The sequence below is a fragment of the Arthrobacter sp. UKPF54-2 genome, assembly GCF_007858535.1.
GTDB lineage: Bacteria > Actinomycetota > Actinomycetes > Actinomycetales > Micrococcaceae > Arthrobacter.
The window spans coordinates 337,596-352,725 of record NZ_CP040174.1; the positions used below are offsets into that span (position 1 = coordinate 337,596).

Genomic DNA, 15,130 nt, shown 5'->3' on the forward strand with positions numbered 1-15,130 from the left:
CCCCAAAGGGACCCATACAGTGCATGAAACGTCGCAGCCGGGAAACCAGAAACACAAGTCCCGGACACCACCACCCGAAGGCCGTGGCAACCGGTCCTGTTGTCTCAGGACCCAACAGTGTGCCAAACACTAAACCGCCCGAACCCTCACACACCGTTCCAGGACCCACACAAGGGTGGATCCGTACTTGGTGCCGGAGGAAACGCAGCGGCCGCTATTTGTTGATATTCCACCCGTGAGCACCCGCCGCAGAACTTGCGTCTGCGCAACGGGCGTACTCCTGACAACACCACCACACAAACACTGTGGCTTGGCGGGGTTGTTGTAGGTGCTCCTTAGAAAGGAGGTGATCCAGCCGCACCTTCCGGTACGGCTACCTTGTTACGACTTAGTCCCAATCGCCAGTCCCACCTTCGACAGCTCCCTCCCACAAGGGGTTAGGCCACCGGCTTCGGGTGTTACCAACTTTCGTGACTTGACGGGCGGTGTGTACAAGGCCCGGGAACGTATTCACCGCAGCGTTGCTGATCTGCGATTACTAGCGACTCCGACTTCATGGGGTCGAGTTGCAGACCCCAATCCGAACTGAGACCGGCTTTTTGGGATTAGCTCCACCTCACAGTATCGCAACCCTTTGTACCGGCCATTGTAGCATGCGTGAAGCCCAAGACATAAGGGGCATGATGATTTGACGTCGTCCCCACCTTCCTCCGAGTTGACCCCGGCAGTCTCCCATGAGTCCCCGCCATTACGCGCTGGCAACATGGAACGAGGGTTGCGCTCGTTGCGGGACTTAACCCAACATCTCACGACACGAGCTGACGACAACCATGCACCACCTGTGAACCGACCGCAAGCGGGGCACCTGTTTCCAGGTATTACCGGTTCATGTCAAGCCTTGGTAAGGTTCTTCGCGTTGCATCGAATTAATCCGCATGCTCCGCCGCTTGTGCGGGCCCCCGTCAATTCCTTTGAGTTTTAGCCTTGCGGCCGTACTCCCCAGGCGGGGCACTTAATGCGTTAGCTACGGCGCGGAAAACGTGGAATGTCCCCCACACCTAGTGCCCAACGTTTACGGCATGGACTACCAGGGTATCTAATCCTGTTCGCTCCCCATGCTTTCGCTCCTCAGCGTCAGTTAATGCCCAGAGACCTGCCTTCGCCATCGGTGTTCCTCCTGATATCTGCGCATTTCACCGCTACACCAGGAATTCCAGTCTCCCCTACATCACTCTAGTCTGCCCGTACCCACCGCAGATCCGGAGTTGAGCCCCGGACTTTCACGGCAGACGCGACAAACCGCCTACGAGCTCTTTACGCCCAATAATTCCGGATAACGCTTGCGCCCTACGTATTACCGCGGCTGCTGGCACGTAGTTAGCCGGCGCTTCTTCTGCAGGTACCGTCACTTTCGCTTCTTCCCTACTGAAAGAGGTTTACAACCCGAAGGCCGTCATCCCTCACGCGGCGTCGCTGCATCAGGCTTGCGCCCATTGTGCAATATTCCCCACTGCTGCCTCCCGTAGGAGTCTGGGCCGTGTCTCAGTCCCAGTGTGGCCGGTCACCCTCTCAGGCCGGCTACCCGTCGTCGCCTTGGTGAGCCATTACCTCACCAACAAGCTGATAGGCCGCGAGTCCATCCAAAACCACAATAAAGCTTTCCACCCCCCACCATGCGATGAGGAGTCATATCCGGTATTAGACCCAGTTTCCCAGGCTTATCCCAGAGTTAAGGGCAGGTTACTCACGTGTTACTCACCCGTTCGCCACTAATCCCCGATGCAAGCACCGGATCATCGTTCGACTTGCATGTGTTAAGCACGCCGCCAGCGTTCATCCTGAGCCAGGATCAAACTCTCCGTTGAAGAAAAACAGACACAGCATCCGCCCCCGGGAAAACGGGAACACACACTGCACAAAATTTGAAACCAGCTAAAAACACCAGACCATCCACGGGGTGGACAATCCGGCACAATCAACCAATTCAATACAAAAAATTGGTATCAACAAACTTGGCACACTATTGAGTTCTCAAACAACAGACACACCCGGCACCACCACAACCCCTCAGGGCCGCGGATCGCTCCGGAGCAACTTTTCAAACTTACCCGCACAGCAGGTCCTTGGCAAATCGGCGTTTCCGCGATTTCCAGTCCCGCACAGCAGGTCCCCGCCATTATTCGGCACGCAAATTTGCGAACCATTTTCTGGCTGTTTATCAGGGGGTCGGTCGCTTTCTCTCCGCATCAGCGGCGGCGACTCGAACTACTTTACACACCAACCCGACCCCAAACAAATCGGCCCCCCAGAGAGGTCCCGCAGCGTCACATTCGCCGGAATTGCGCGGATTCCGGCCCCCGCAACGGCCGCGAAGGGGCCAGGTGGCCGGCGTCGGGCGTTTATGGAGTGGATCACATCCGGGTCCCCTCCGGCGGTTCCGCCCGGGCCGCGGGGGCCGGATCTTGGAAGAGCCCGATCAGGCCGTCGATCTCGCGGCTTGCGGCGGCGGGGTGGCGGAAGTGCTGGTGCGGCTCGATGGCGTAGCTGGTCCGCCGGCCGTCCCGCCGGCGGTGCAGGTACCCGCCGTCTTCGAGATCCTTGAGGATTTGCAGGGTGGAGCGCGGGGTGATGCAGACCCTAGCGGCGATCTCCGTCACGCGGGCGTGGGGGTCGGCCGCCACTGCCCGCAGGACATGCCCGTGGTTCGTGAGGAAGGTCCACTGTGGGCGCTCAGTTCCCGGAGGAACCGGAGCGCCCGCAAAATCCGGCGGACGAAGGGCCTCGCTCATGTCTGCCCGCCTTTGGCCGGTACGTGCGGGACAGCGCCGTCGTCCCCGCCGTCGTGCCCGTCACCTTCCCCGCCGTCGTGTGGGCCGCCCGCCGTCGTGGTTGCCGAACTGGAGCGGCGCCGCCGCCACAGTGGTTCCAGCTCGGCGATTTCCGCGGGCGAGGCTGTTCCGAACGGAGGCCGCGCCGGCGCCGCCGGCGCCTTCCGCTCCTGGCCACGGGTGGCCCATAGGCTCGCACCGATGGCCGCACCCAAGATGGTGGCGATGACACCCAGGGACAGCGTGGTGGGGATGTGGTAGACGTCGATTTTGAGGAGCATCTTGATGCCGACCCAGACCAGGACAACAGCCAGGCCGATCTTGAGGTAGATGAAGCGGTGGATCAGGTCCGCGAGCAGGAAGTACATGGCCCTGAGCCCCAGGATGGCGAAGGCGTTAGCGGTGAAGACCAGGAACACCTCGTCGGTGACGGCGAAGATCGCGGGGATCGAGTCCACGGCGAAGATGATGTCGGTGACTTCAACCAGGACCAGAACGGCGAGCAGCGGGGTGGCTAGCACGGCGCCGCGCTTGCGGACCAGCAGGCGCTGGCCGTGGAACTTCTCCGTCATGGGAACCCGCCGGCGGAAGAGATTCAGCGCCCGGGACCTTTCGGGATCAACGTGGTCGTTGCGGTCACGGATCATCCGGTAGCCGGTGAAGAGCAGGAACGCCGCGAAGAGGTACAGCACCCACCCTGCGCTGGCGATGATTGCCGAGCCCGCGGCAATGAAGAGGCCGCGGAACACCAGGGCGCCCAGGACGCCGAGGAACAGCACCCGGTGCTGGTATTCGCGGGGCACGGCAAAGTACGTGAAGATGATCGCCCAGATGAAGACGTTGTCCACTGCCAAGGATTTTTCGATCAGGTAGCCGGCGAAGTACTGCTGACCGAATTCGGCCCCGTACAACTGCCACACCAAGGCGCCGAAGCCGACGCCGAACGCCACCCAGACGGCCGACCACAGTGCCGCTTCGCGGACACCGATCACGTGTGCTTTGCGGTGCGCAAACAGGTCCACCACCAGCATCAGGACGATTACACCAAGGACGGCCAGCCAGGCCCACAAGGGAACATTCGTGAGGAGTACCCGCTTCCAGTCAGTTCAACCAACCGGAGGTCTCTCCCGGCCCCTCGGGGCCTGTCCGCCGGGCCGCTCAGGTGCGGCCGTATTGACGACGGATCATCCGGGGATACTCCCCTCCACAAAATAAGTGAAGCACAGTTCACCTATGGTGACAACGGTCTGCCCGGCAGGCTACCGGTCCCCCAGCTTTGCCTGGACCTCGAGCAGGAACTTGAGGCCGCCGTCGGACAGTTCCCGCTCTCGCAGCCGGAAGCGCTCCCCGGGAAGCGTGAGCTGGAGGCGGTCCAGGGACTGCCGCACCGTGCGGTCGATGTCCCGCACCCACTCGGCGGGGATTGGGTCGCCGGAGCGGGTCACGAAGCCGGAGGCCTCGAGCGCGCTGATGATGACCTCGTCGCGGATGGAATAGGAGGGCTCGAATCCCTGGACGGCCCAGTGCGCTGCCAGCCGCGTCATGAGTTTCACGGCGTCGTGCTGCGGGGCGCCGATGGCCTGCACCAGGTAGTCCCACAGTTGGTCCGGATCGGCCAGGCCGAGCTTGCCCAGCGAGCCAAGTACCAGCCTGCCGTTGCGTTTGCGCAGCAGTTTCCACGTGAGCAGCTGCAGGCGGAGGTCCAGTACCTCGGGGGTATGGGACTCCCGGTTGCCCTTGCCTATGATTTCGTCGCTCCAGCCGAGCTCTTCCAGCGTGCGGCGGACCATTGCCGGCTTCAGGTAGCCGTCCTTCGTCAGTTCCAGCCCATCCCCCGCAGCATTTTCCAGGAGCCACAGGACCGGGCGGAGCACGGCGTCCCGCTCCGCCGAGGTGACCGGCCGCGGCCACAGCTGCAGGCTGAGACGGCGGAGGCTCCGGTTGACGGCGTCGAGGTCAAATGCGGTGACATCGAACGTGGATGTCCACTCGCCGGTGACCTCGTAGAACCACATGGCCGCGTCGTGGTGCTCCGGGTGCTTCTCATTCGCGAGCACCTCGGCCAGGTGGCGGTGCCCGCCAATCCCGCCGGAGTCCTCCACCGGCCCGCGGTTGGCACCCGCCACACACCTGATGTTGCCCTCGGGGAGCAGCGCGGGCCCCACCAGTTCGACCGTGTGCGTCCAGGAATCGCCAAAATCGTATTCGTACTCGAACACCTGGGGCGAGGGGCCCGTTGCATCCACCAGTTCACAGAGGACGACGCCGGACGCCGGCTCGGCGCCGGAGTCCTCCACCGCCTCGTCGGGGCCCACAATGATCCGGGGTTCGCCGTGGCGGTCGACGCAGCGGACCCCGTACAGATGCTGGTCCCGCCAGCCGAAGGCCCGCTGGATGGCCTCGTGGAACTGCGGGACGGTGACAGTTTCCGGCACGAGGAGGCGCCGCCAGATCTCCGGCTCCGTGCCTTGGATGCTGATCCGTAGGTCGACGGCGGGGACGGAATTCAGGATGGCGGGGTCCGCGGGCTGCATGACGGCCATTGTGCCAGAGGTCCAAGGCCAGCTGGGCCCGCTTCGGGGGCATAGCAACGGTCACACAGTCGAAGGACGTGCGGTGCCATACTCAGGGGGTGACGACGTCGTACGTGTTCCGTGGCGAGCTCTGGCACTACCCCGGTGAGGCGGGCTGGCACTTCATCACACTGCCGCCGGACCTGGCCGAGCAGCTCAGGGTAGAGGCAGCCCCGTTCCGGAAGGGCTTCGGCTCGGTGAAGGTGCTCGCCCGCATCGCCGGGACCCGCTGGTCGACGTCGCTCTTCCCGGACAGCAAAAGCAACTCGTACCTCCTCCCGGTGAAGAAAGACATCCGGACGGCGGCTGGTATTCACGCCGGCGACGATGTGGAGGTAGAAATCCAGTTGGCCTTCGAGTTCAAGGCGGGGTGACGGGCGCCCGCGGCTGAACCAGAACAAGCCAAAGACAAACCGCGGCTCGCCCCGTGCCTACCCCTGCGGCGGCCGCCGCAGGGCCGTAGTTGAAGGAGAGGGAACAATGCAGAGGTCTCCGGGCAGCAGCCAGCAGTAGTGCAGGTCAGTTTCCTGCGCAACGGCCGCCGGCGTCTCCCCTCCGCTACGCGGGTCTGAGCCGTAGAGGATCCAGGATCCCCACTTCCTAAGGTTGGGCATTGCCGCTCCTATCCATCGTTGACGCTCCCTCGGCTAGGACCTGGGGCCTGGTGCCGCCGTGCATGCCGGCTTCCCGGGGCAACGGGACTGTCCCGGGAAGCCGGCTCGCTGCTACCTCCGGCTGGCGCCCGACCAAAGCCCCCGGCCAAATCCGGTTATGAGCGCCTCACGGAGGACGCCATGTAGTCCGGTGCTTCCGGACGGCTCCGGCCGGGTCGATTCCCGTCCAGGGGCTCCCTGCCCGGCCCCGGCCGGCGTGTGATGCCCACCCCCGTCCTGCCCGGCCCCGGCCGTTCCTGACCGCACCGCTTCCAGCGCAATTAACCAGTCCCCATACCGGGTGATATCTGTACCGTTCATAGCGGCCACCGCATCACAGGCGAAGCCGACGGCGGTTGTGCCGTCATTCAGGCGCACGGATCCGAGCAGCATGGGCTCCGGCAGGGCCGCCAGGAACTGCCCCAGTGCCGCCTCCGACAGGAGCCATCGCTCGGCCGCCAGTTCCGCGCCGTCCTCCGAGCGGTAGACGCCGGGCTTCGGCGGCTGCGTATCCAGCGACACCATCCGGTAGCGGGCCGCGGTCCGCACCTGCCCGTCCCAGGCGGCGCCCAGGGCTTCGACCTGGTGCGCCAGCGGCTGGCCCTTCCGGTGCGCCCCCACCACCACCAACGGAACCGCGGCCGCACCCGCCCGGACTGGCCAGGGCAGCCGCGGCCGGGACGGAAGCGCGGCAGCAGCACCGGCCGCAAACGACGCAGGCGGCAGCGGGGTCGCTTCGATGATGCCGGCGACGTCGGCCGCGACCGCGTCTTCGAAGGTGCGCCCCACCACGGTGAGCCCAAACTGGGCCCCATCCACTACGCCGGCCGGCACGGCCACGGCACACAAATCGAACAGGTTGCAGAAATTCGTGTACGTGCCCAGCTTTGAATTCACCCCCAGGGGGTTGGCCGCGACATCAGCCAGGCTCGGGTGGAACGGCGCAGTGGGGACCACCAGGGCATCAAACCCCTCCAGCCGAGCCATCGCCTGCCGCTTCAGTCCGTCAAGCCGGGCGGTGTCCGCCACATAACGGGACGCAGCCACCAGGCCTGCGCGGTGCACAATCCCAGCCACCGTCGGATCCAGTCCCGGATCCGGCTCCGCGGGATTTCCCGGGCTGCTCCCGGCGGCGTCCACGAACTCCCCGACAGCGGCATGACGCTCAGCCACCAGGCCGCCGTCGTACAGCAGACGCGCGGCCTCGAGGAAAACGTCGAAGTCGATGGGCTCGGCCTCCACGCCGGCGGCCCGGAGCCGGGTGATCTGGCGGCCGAACTCGTCTGCCCAGGCCTGCGGGAGCTCCGGGAGGCTGGACGGGTAGGCGACGCGTGCCCGGGCGGGCGCAGCCAGCCGGACACCTGAAGGCCACCGGCGCGCGCCGCCGGCCATGATGCCCATGGCCAGCTCGGCCATGGCCAGGTCCCGGGCGAAAATGGTCACGGCATCCCATGACCGGCAAGCCGGCACCACTCCGGCGGTGGAGACCATGTTCAGTGTGGGCTTGATGCCCACGATGCCCTGGAACCCTGCCGGAACGCGCCCAGATCCGGCGGTATCGGTGCCGATGGCGATGTCCACCAGTCCCAGGGCCACGGCCACCGCGGAGCCGGAGCTGGACCCGCCGGAAATCCGGTCCGGGCGGCGGGCGTCACGGACCGCGCCATGCGGGCTGCGGGTCCCCACGAGCCCGGTGGCGAATTGGTCCAGGTTGGTGGCTCCCACCACCACCGCTCCCGCTGCCCGCAGCCGGGCCACCGCCTCGGCGTCCTGCTTCGGCCGATAGGCAAAGCCGGGGCACGCCGCAGTGGTGTCGATCCCGGCCACGTCAACGTTGTTCTTCACGGCGAGCAGCAGTCCGGCCAAGGGCAGATCCGCCCCGGCGGTCACCGCGTCATCGATCCGCGCGGCCTCGGCCAACAGCTCCTCGGCAGGACGGAGGGCGATCCAGATTTCCGGCCGGTCCACGGCCTCGATGGCGGCGAGCGCCGACCGTACCCGGGCAGCCGCGCCGCCGTTTACCGTCTTCATGCTGCAGCACCTTCCAGTTCCTTGTCTTTGGGTTGGTCGTGGTGTTTCTCACCGGGAAGTTCCAGGACCACCAGGGCTTCGCCGCCCACCACTTGGGAGCCGGCCACCGGCAGCACCCGGTGCACCACCCCGTCGGAGGGAGCGGTCAGCACCGTTTCCATCTTCATTGCCTCCAGGGACACCAGCGGCTGGCCCTTCACCACGTAGTCCCCCGCCTTGACGTCCACTTTCCATACGCTCGCGGCGAACGGGGCGGCCACCAAGGTGGCGCCGTCGGGCACCACCAGCTCGTCGGCGTCGGGAACGACGGCGGCTGCCGCGTCCGCGCGGTCGAACTCGCCGGCGTCCGCCCACTCCTGGCGCTCGACGGCGAACGCGGCGGCCTGCTGTGCGCGGAACACTGCGATGGACTCGCTGTTGCGGGCCAGGAAGTCCTGGTGCTCGGCCAAGGAGAAGGTGCCCTCCTCTATGTCGACGCCGCGTCCCCGGCCAGCGGCCATGTCCGCGCGCAGGTCCAGCAGTTCTTCCGGGCTGACCGGGTACCAGGAGATGCGGTCGAAGAACCGGAGCAGCCAGGGTGAGCCCGGTTCGAAGGGCGCGGAATCGGCGTAGCGGGACCACACCTGGGTGGTCCGGCCCACGAACTGGTAGCCGCCGGGGCCTTCCATGCCATAGATACACATGTAGGCCCCGCCGATGCCGACGGCGTTTTCCGGTGTCCAGGTCCGGGCCGGGTTGTACTTGGTGGTAACCAGGCGGTGGCGGGGGTCCAGCGGTGTGGCCACGGGGGCGCCCAGGTACACGTCCCCCAGCCCAAGGACCAGGTATTCGGCGTCGAAGACGGTGTCAAAGACATCGTTCACGGACTCCAGGCCGTTGATGCGCCGGATGAACTCGATGTTCCACGGGCACCAGGGCGCGTCGTCCCGGACGCCGGCCATGTAGCGCTGGATGGCCTCGCGGGTGGCCGGGTCATCCCAGGACAGCGGCAGGCGCACGGTGCGGCTGGGCACTACCAGCTCCGAGCTGGCCGGCAGCGCGGCTTCGATTTCCTGCACCAGGCCCAGCAGGCGCTGTGTTGGGAGGACGGCCGGGTCCACCTTGATCTGCAGGGACCGGATCCCCGGCGTCAGATCCACGATGCCGGGTAGTCGGAGCTGGTCGAGGTGCTGGTGCAGGGCGTGGACGCGGGCCCGCAAGCCGAGGTCCAGGACCATGTCGCCGTACTCGACCAGCAGGTTGTCGTCCCCGGAGCGCCGGTAGGTGACGGCGGGCCGCCCGGGGGCCTCGGGCACCCTGCCCAGCACGCCGTCGTCGCCGTCCCCGCGGCGGATTACCGCGGACGACGTGGCGCCGGCACCGGGCCAGCCGGCGTGCCCCGGCAGCACCAGCTGCCGGCCCGATCCCAGGTCCATGGCCGACGGCGCCCGGGACGCTGGCACGGGGACGAACCGGACGGTGTCGCCCGGGCGGAGCTGGCCGAGCTTCCAGCGGTCGGCGGTCACGACGGTCACGGGGCAGACGAAGCCGCCCAGGCTGGGGCCGTCCGGGCCGAGCAGGATGGGGGTGTCGCCGGTGAAGTCCAGGGCGCCCACCGAGTAGGCGGTGTCGTGGATGTTGGACGGGTGCAGTCCTGCCTCGCCGCCGTCGTTGCGGGCCCACCGCGGTTGGGGCCCAATGAGCCGGACGCCGGTGCGGGCGGAGTTGAAGTGCACCTCGTAGCTGGCGGCGTAGAGGTCCTCGATGTCCTCGCGCTGGAAGAACTCGGGGGCGCCGTGCGGTCCTTCTACAACGGTCAGCTCCCAGGTGGAGGTCAGCACGGGTCTGCTGTCCGGCGGCACGGGACCGGAACGGCCCGACGCGGGTGATTCAGCAGCCGCGTCAGGGTTCACCGCCCGCAGCACGTCGCCGGAGCGCAGCACCCGGCCGCCGTGGCCGCCGAACTGGCCCAGGGTGAAGGTGGAGGCGCTGCCCAGGTACTGCGGCACGTCGAGCCCGCCCTGGAACAGGATGTAGCCGCGCAGGCCCGACCCTTCGGCGGTGCCGACGTCGAGCGTCCCTCCTGCAGGCACCGTCACCGGCTCCCAGGCCGGCACGGCGGTGCCGTCCACGGTAAGCGTGGTGGGGGCCCCGGCCACGCACACGGTGGTGGCGTGGCTGAAGTGCAGGCTGGGCCCGGTCATGGTGAATTCGAGCCCGGGGGCCCCTTCGGGGTTGCCGAGGGCCTGGTTGCCGAGCCGGAAGGACAGGTCGTCCATGGGTCCGCTCGGCGGGACGCCCACCTGCCACAGGCCGGCGCGTCCGGGCCAGTCCTGGACGGAGGTCTGCAGGCCGGGCCGTTCCACGGTAATCCGGGGTTCCGGGTCGCCCAGGTCGTTCAGGGTGCCGGTGGAGTGGGCGGCGCGGCGGACCACGTCCAGGCCGGTCACGGCCCGGAGCATGCCCAGGTTGGTTTCGATGCCGTCAATCCGGGTGGCTTTCAGCGCGGCACCGAGCCGGTCGAAGGCCTGGTTGCGGTCCGCGCCGGTGGTGATGATTTTGGCCAGGAGAGGATCGTAGCTGGTGGAGACCTCGCTGCCGGTTTCCACCCAGGCGTCGACCCGCACGCCGTCGTCGGCGGGGTACGCGGCGTTGGTCACGGTCCCGGAGCTCGGCTGGAAGTTCCGGGCCGGGTCCTCGGCGTAGAGCCGGGCCTCGACGGCGTAGCCGGAGACCGGGAGGCCGTCCGGACGCCCGGCCAGCACACCGGCCGCTTCGGTGCCGCCCTGGGCGAGCCGCAGCATCCATTCGACGAGGTCGACGCCGGTCACAGCTTCCGTGACGGGGTGTTCCACCTGGAGCCGCGCGTTGACCTCGAGGAACGAGGCTTCCCGGCGGACCGGGTCGTAGACGAACTCGACGGTTCCGGCGGAGCGGTATTCCAAGGAGGCACAGAGCGCCCGGGAGCTGCGGTGCAGTTCGTCCCGGAGCGCTGGAGGCAGGTCGGGCGCAGGCGCTTCCTCGAGCACTTTCTGGTGCCGGCGCTGCAGCGAGCAGTCCCGGTCCCCCAGGCTCACCACCCTGCCCGCGCCGTCGCCGAAGATCTGCACCTCCACGTGCCGGGCATTCTCCACGTAGCGCTCGGCGAACACGCCGGCGGTGCTGAAACTCGCACCGGCGAGGCGGGCAACCCGGGGGTAGCTTGCAGTGAGCTCGTCCTCGTTACGGCACACGGTCATCCCGATCCCTCCGCCGCCGCCGGTGGCCTTGAGCATGAGCGGGAACCCGATCTCCCGTGCCGCCAGCACGGCAGCGTCGGTGTCCGGGAGCAGGCCGGAGCCGGCGATCATGGGCACGCCGGCGGCCCGGGCGGCGTCGCGGGCGGTGTGCTTGGTCCCGAAAATCCGGAGTTGTTCCGGTGTCGGGCCTACAAAGACCAGCCCGGCGGCTTCCACGGCCTCGGCGAACCCCGCGTCCTCCGAGAGGAACCCGTAGCCGGGGTGGATGGCCCCGGCGCCAGTGGCCGCGGCCGCCGCGAGCAGGGCCTCGACCTTGAGGTAAGAGTCCTTGGCCGGGGCGGGGCCCAGAAGCACGGCCTCGTCAGCCAGCTTCACGTGCCGGGCGCCGCGGTCCGCCTCGGAGAAGACGGCCACCGTGCGCAGGCCCATCCTGCGGGCGGAGTCGATGATGCGGCAGGCGATTTCGCCGCGGTTGGCGACCAGTAGGGTGTCGAACAGTGGCGTATCGAAGCGGTTCTGCGTTTCAAAAGTGCTCACAGGGCAGCCTCCGGTCGGGTGACGATCATGCGCACTGGCGTGGGGTTGAAGCCGTTGCACGGGTTGTTGATCTGCGGGCAGTTAGACACCAGCACCAGGCTGTCGACCTCGGCCCGGAGGGCCACCCGTTTACCGGGCGCGGAGAGGCCGTCCACGATGCCGAGGGCCCCGTCCGGGTCCACCGGGACGTTCATGAACCAGTTGATGTTGGAGACCAGGTCGCGCTTGCCAAGGCCCCAGCGGGATGCCTCGATCAGGAAGTTCTCCACGCAGGCGTGCTGTTCGCGAGTGTGCTGGCCGTAGCGCAGCGTGTTGGATTCCTGCGAGCAGGCCCCGCCGATGGTGTCGTGCACGCCCACCTCGTCCGCCACCACGGTCATCAGCGGCATGCCGGTGTCTGAGCGGAGCGCGGATCCGGTGGTCAGCACAATGGAGCGTTGCGCGGCGAGGGTGACGGCGGCGGAGTAACGCACGTCAGTGTCGTCCGCCGCGTAGAGCAGGCAGTCCACGGCCTGGTTGCCGTCCAGGTCGACGATGGTCAGCACGTCGCCGGCGGCCACGACGCCGGACCAGGGGCCGCGCGCTTCGACGTATTCGTCCAGGATGACGGCTCCGTCCGCGAGCGCTGTCTGGCGGGCGGCCGGAGTGGCGGCCGGGGCTGTCCGGGGTTCGGTGGCGGTTTTCATCGGGAGGTCCTTGCGGTGAGGTCGTGGTCGGTGTTGTTCAGTGCCTGCCGGTGTTCGGGGGCCAGCGGCCCGGCCAGGAGTCCCTCCGCGAGCAGGCGGAGGTCTTCCGGGGCGTGCCAGGCGACGACGTCGACGGCGGTTCCCGTGAAGTCAGGCCGAGGATCCAGCGGGTGGGCGGTATTGGCCAGGAGCACCACGGCGTCCATCTGCAGGAGGATCTCGACGGCGGCACCGGCTCCGGCGGCACCGGTAAACCGGATGCTGCCGTCCGGGTCCACCCGGATGCCCTTGAAGAGGGAGATCGACGGCGCCACGTCCCGGGCGCCGAGCCCCTGCTTGAGGGCGGCCAAGGTCAGCAGTTCCCTCCCTGCGGGCGAGCTGCTGTGGACGGTTCCGGCGCCGTAGCGGGAGGTGTTCCCGGCCAGCGTGGTGGTGCCGGTCAGGGCGTCGTGGCGGGCGGACGTGTCGGACACGATCGTGCCCATCAGCCGGCCGGCGTCGGAAAGCAGCGGGTGCCCGGCGGTGGGGTAAGCCTGCCACGGAACCTTGACGGTGTCCGCCACATTGAGCCGTTCGTGCAGTGCTCCGCTCCGGTAGAGCAGGACGTGGACGCAGGCGTCGCCGTCGGTGTCGGTAAGCCGGATCCGGGTGCCCCGGGCCAGCGGCAGGGCGGTGTAGCGGCCGAACGCCACGGATTCGGCCCAGCTCAGGCGGTCCACGGCCGGGCCGGGCAGGCCGGCGGTGAGCCGTGCCGGGGCAGAGGCGGCCGGCACGTGCCGCATGGTGTCGGCGGTGCGGCCGTGCTGCTCCCGGGCGTGCGCGCGGGCTCCAGCGGTGGTGGCGGTGGCTGGTGTTTCGGTGGTCTGTGTCATATCAATCCTGAAGTGGGGCGGGGAGTTCGCGGGCGGTGGGCCGGGCGCCGGGCGCCGGGCTCAGAGGACGTCGGGGCTGGCCCGGCGGGCGCCGGAGCGGCGGACCCACAGACCGAGCAGGAGCACGATGACCACCATCAGCGGGGCGGAATAGAGCAGGATCCCGTTTTCGCCGGAGGGGTCGTAGACCTCGGGCCGGGGCCAGGCGAGGTTGACCACCATCACGGCTCCGTAGAGGACCGCGAGGATGTTGATGGGCAGGCCCCAGCGTCCCAGCGAAAACAGTCCAGCCGGCATGGTCTGGCCCACCCGGTCCCAGTCGCCGCGGAGGCGGTTGATGAGCTGCGGCACCGTGACCAAGAGGTAGGCGATGTACACCATGACGATGCAGACGCTGCAGAGTGTGGTGAAGAGGGCGGCGTTGCCGACGTTGATGGCGAGCACGCCCACGGCAAGGCCGCCGATGGCGATGGAGGGCCACATCGGGGTGCCGCGGGTGGGGTGGACGGAGGACAGCAGCGCCGAGGCGGGGAGTTTTCCGTCGCGGGCCATGGAGAAGACCAGGCGCGATCCGGCTGTCTGGATGGCCAGGGTGCAGACGAAGATGGCGACGGCCACGTCCACCAGGAGCACTTTGCCCCAGAAGGTGCCCAAGACCGCGGTCAGCACATAGGGCAGGCCCTCGGTGGCGAGGCGGCCGTCGTCGAGGCTGGGTGCGGCCATCAGGGCGGTCACGATCATTAGCGCCCCGCCGATGCCGGAGATGATCAGCGCCGAGAGGATGGTGCGCGGTGCGGTGCGCCGCGGTGACATGGTCTCCTCGGAGAGTTCCCCGGCGGAGTTGAAACCCACCATAACGTAGGCGGCCATCAGGCCCGAGACCATGAACGCGCCGACCGCGCCGAGGTCGGAGCCGGCGATGACGGTGGTGTCCATCACAACGTCGGGCCCGCGCTGGGCGGCGGTGACGAGCGCCAGGATCACGGCGGCGACGCCAACGATCTCGCAGGTCACGCCCACCGAGTTCACGTGGGCCATCAGCTTGACACCCAGGGAGTTGATCACGGTGGTGACCACCAGCAGGATGGCCCCAAGAACGACGGCGTTAGCGGCACCGGTGGTGGTGTTCAGCGCTGGGTCGCCGCCCACCAGCTGGAACCCGTCCCAGAGCTGGGGCAGCACCACCTGCATGGCGATGGCGGCCGCGGCGGCCGTGACCACCTGCGCCAGGGCCATGAACCAGCCGGCGAACCAGCCGACCGTCTCGCCGCCCACCCGCCGGGCCCACTGGTAGACCGCCCCGGAGAGCGGGTAGCGGGCTGCGAGTTCGGCGAAGTTCAGGGCCACCAGCAGCTGGCCGATCAGCACCACCGGCCAGGTCCAGAAGAACGCCGGGCCGGCGAAGGAGTAGCCGAACGCGAAGAGCTGGAAGATGGTGGTCAGGATGGACACAAAGGAGAAGCCTGCCGCGAAGGACGCGTAACGGCCCAACTTGCGGTGCAGGGAGGGCTCGTAGCCAAGCGACGTAAGGTCTGCGTCATCCGTCTGCGCGGATGAGGGAAGAACTGTGGTTGTCATCGGAATCTCCGGGGCTGGAACGGCGGTGGATTTGGTGCGTCCCGGCAAAGGCAGCGCTGGCCCTAGGGTGCGTAATACCGGTCAATTGATAGTTTTCCAGCCGAAGGTCCCGAACTCGTTTCCCCGGTGTAAAAGGTGGATAGACAGGATATTT

Annotated in this window: 9 protein-coding genes and 1 rRNA gene; 1 reads left to right on the forward strand and 9 read right to left on the reverse strand. The window is 67.5% G+C overall.

Going from position 1 to position 15,130, the window contains the following annotated elements:
* Positions 1–339: 339 nt before the first annotated feature.
* The 4 genes from E7Y32_RS01440 to E7Y32_RS01455 form a co-directional block, all read right to left on the reverse strand.
* Positions 340–1,865 (reverse strand): 16S ribosomal RNA (locus tag E7Y32_RS01440).
* A 546-nt stretch (positions 1,866–2,411) separates the two neighbouring features.
* A complete protein-coding gene (locus E7Y32_RS01445) occupies positions 2,412–2,789 on the reverse strand; it encodes a winged helix-turn-helix domain-containing protein (RefSeq protein WP_146335489.1) in 378 nt (125 codons plus the stop codon).
* Positions 2,786–3,859: a TerC family protein gene (locus E7Y32_RS01450; protein WP_146338110.1), complete on the reverse strand. Its 1,074-nt coding sequence runs from the start codon at positions 3,857–3,859 to the stop codon at positions 2,786–2,788. The genes E7Y32_RS01445 and E7Y32_RS01450 overlap by 4 nt, the downstream gene beginning before the upstream one ends.
* 228 nt (positions 3,860–4,087) lie before the next feature.
* Positions 4,088–5,362: a plasmid pRiA4b ORF-3 family protein gene (locus E7Y32_RS01455; protein WP_186467020.1), complete on the reverse strand. Its 1,275-nt coding sequence runs from the start codon at positions 5,360–5,362 to the stop codon at positions 4,088–4,090.
* A 98-nt stretch (positions 5,363–5,460) separates the two neighbouring features.
* Here E7Y32_RS01455 and E7Y32_RS01460 point away from each other — a divergent pair, with 98 nt between their 5' ends.
* Positions 5,461–5,775 (forward strand): DUF1905 domain-containing protein, encoded by a 315-nt coding sequence (locus E7Y32_RS01460; protein WP_146335491.1) that lies wholly within the window; start codon positions 5,461–5,463, stop codon positions 5,773–5,775.
* Between the two features lie 351 nt (positions 5,776–6,126).
* Here E7Y32_RS01460 and atzF read toward each other — a convergent pair whose 3' ends face one another.
* The 5 genes from atzF to E7Y32_RS01485 are packed head-to-tail and all read right to left on the reverse strand — an operon-like array spanning position 6,127 to position 14,976.
* The gene (gene atzF / locus E7Y32_RS01465; RefSeq protein WP_146335492.1) at positions 6,127–8,085 is read right to left on the reverse strand and encodes an allophanate hydrolase; all 1,959 of its coding nucleotides are present in this window, start codon (positions 8,083–8,085) and stop codon (positions 6,127–6,129) included.
* On the reverse strand, positions 8,082–11,840 hold the full coding sequence (gene uca, locus E7Y32_RS01470) for an urea carboxylase (RefSeq protein ID WP_261382502.1): 3,759 nt from the start codon (positions 11,838–11,840) through the stop codon (positions 8,082–8,084). The genes atzF and uca overlap by 4 nt, the downstream gene beginning before the upstream one ends.
* Entirely contained in the window at positions 11,837–12,526 is a 690-nt protein-coding gene (locus E7Y32_RS01475) for an urea amidolyase associated protein UAAP2 (RefSeq protein WP_146335493.1), read from the reverse strand. The genes uca and E7Y32_RS01475 overlap by 4 nt, the downstream gene beginning before the upstream one ends.
* Positions 12,523–13,398, reverse strand: a complete 876-nt coding sequence (locus tag E7Y32_RS01480) for an urea amidolyase associated protein UAAP1 (RefSeq protein WP_146335494.1) — start codon at positions 13,396–13,398, stop codon at positions 12,523–12,525. The genes E7Y32_RS01475 and E7Y32_RS01480 overlap by 4 nt, the downstream gene beginning before the upstream one ends.
* 60 nt (positions 13,399–13,458) lie before the next feature.
* Complete coding sequence (locus E7Y32_RS01485) at positions 13,459–14,976, reverse strand: amino acid permease (protein ID WP_146335495.1); 1,518 nt, start codon at positions 14,974–14,976, stop codon at positions 13,459–13,461.
* Between the last annotated feature and the right edge of the window lie 154 nt (positions 14,977–15,130).

Coding starts and splice junctions, on each gene's coding strand:
- E7Y32_RS01445 (WP_146335489.1), bottom strand. CDS start 2,789: ATGAGCGAGGCCCTTCGTCCGCCGGATTTTGCGGGCGCTCCGGTTCCT.
- E7Y32_RS01450 (WP_146338110.1), bottom strand. CDS start 3,859: ATGCTGGTGGTGGACCTGTTTGCGCACCGCAAAGCACACGTGATCGGT.
- E7Y32_RS01455 (WP_186467020.1), bottom strand. CDS start 5,362: ATGCAGCCCGCGGACCCCGCCATCCTGAATTCCGTCCCCGCCGTCGAC.
- atzF (WP_146335492.1), bottom strand. CDS start 8,085: ATGAAGACGGTAAACGGCGGCGCGGCTGCCCGGGTACGGTCGGCGCTC.
- E7Y32_RS01475 (WP_146335493.1), bottom strand. CDS start 12,526: ATGAAAACCGCCACCGAACCCCGGACAGCCCCGGCCGCCACTCCGGCC.
- E7Y32_RS01480 (WP_146335494.1), bottom strand. CDS start 13,398: ATGACACAGACCACCGAAACACCAGCCACCGCCACCACCGCTGGAGCC.
- E7Y32_RS01485 (WP_146335495.1), bottom strand. CDS start 14,976: ATGACAACCACAGTTCTTCCCTCATCCGCGCAGACGGATGACGCAGAC.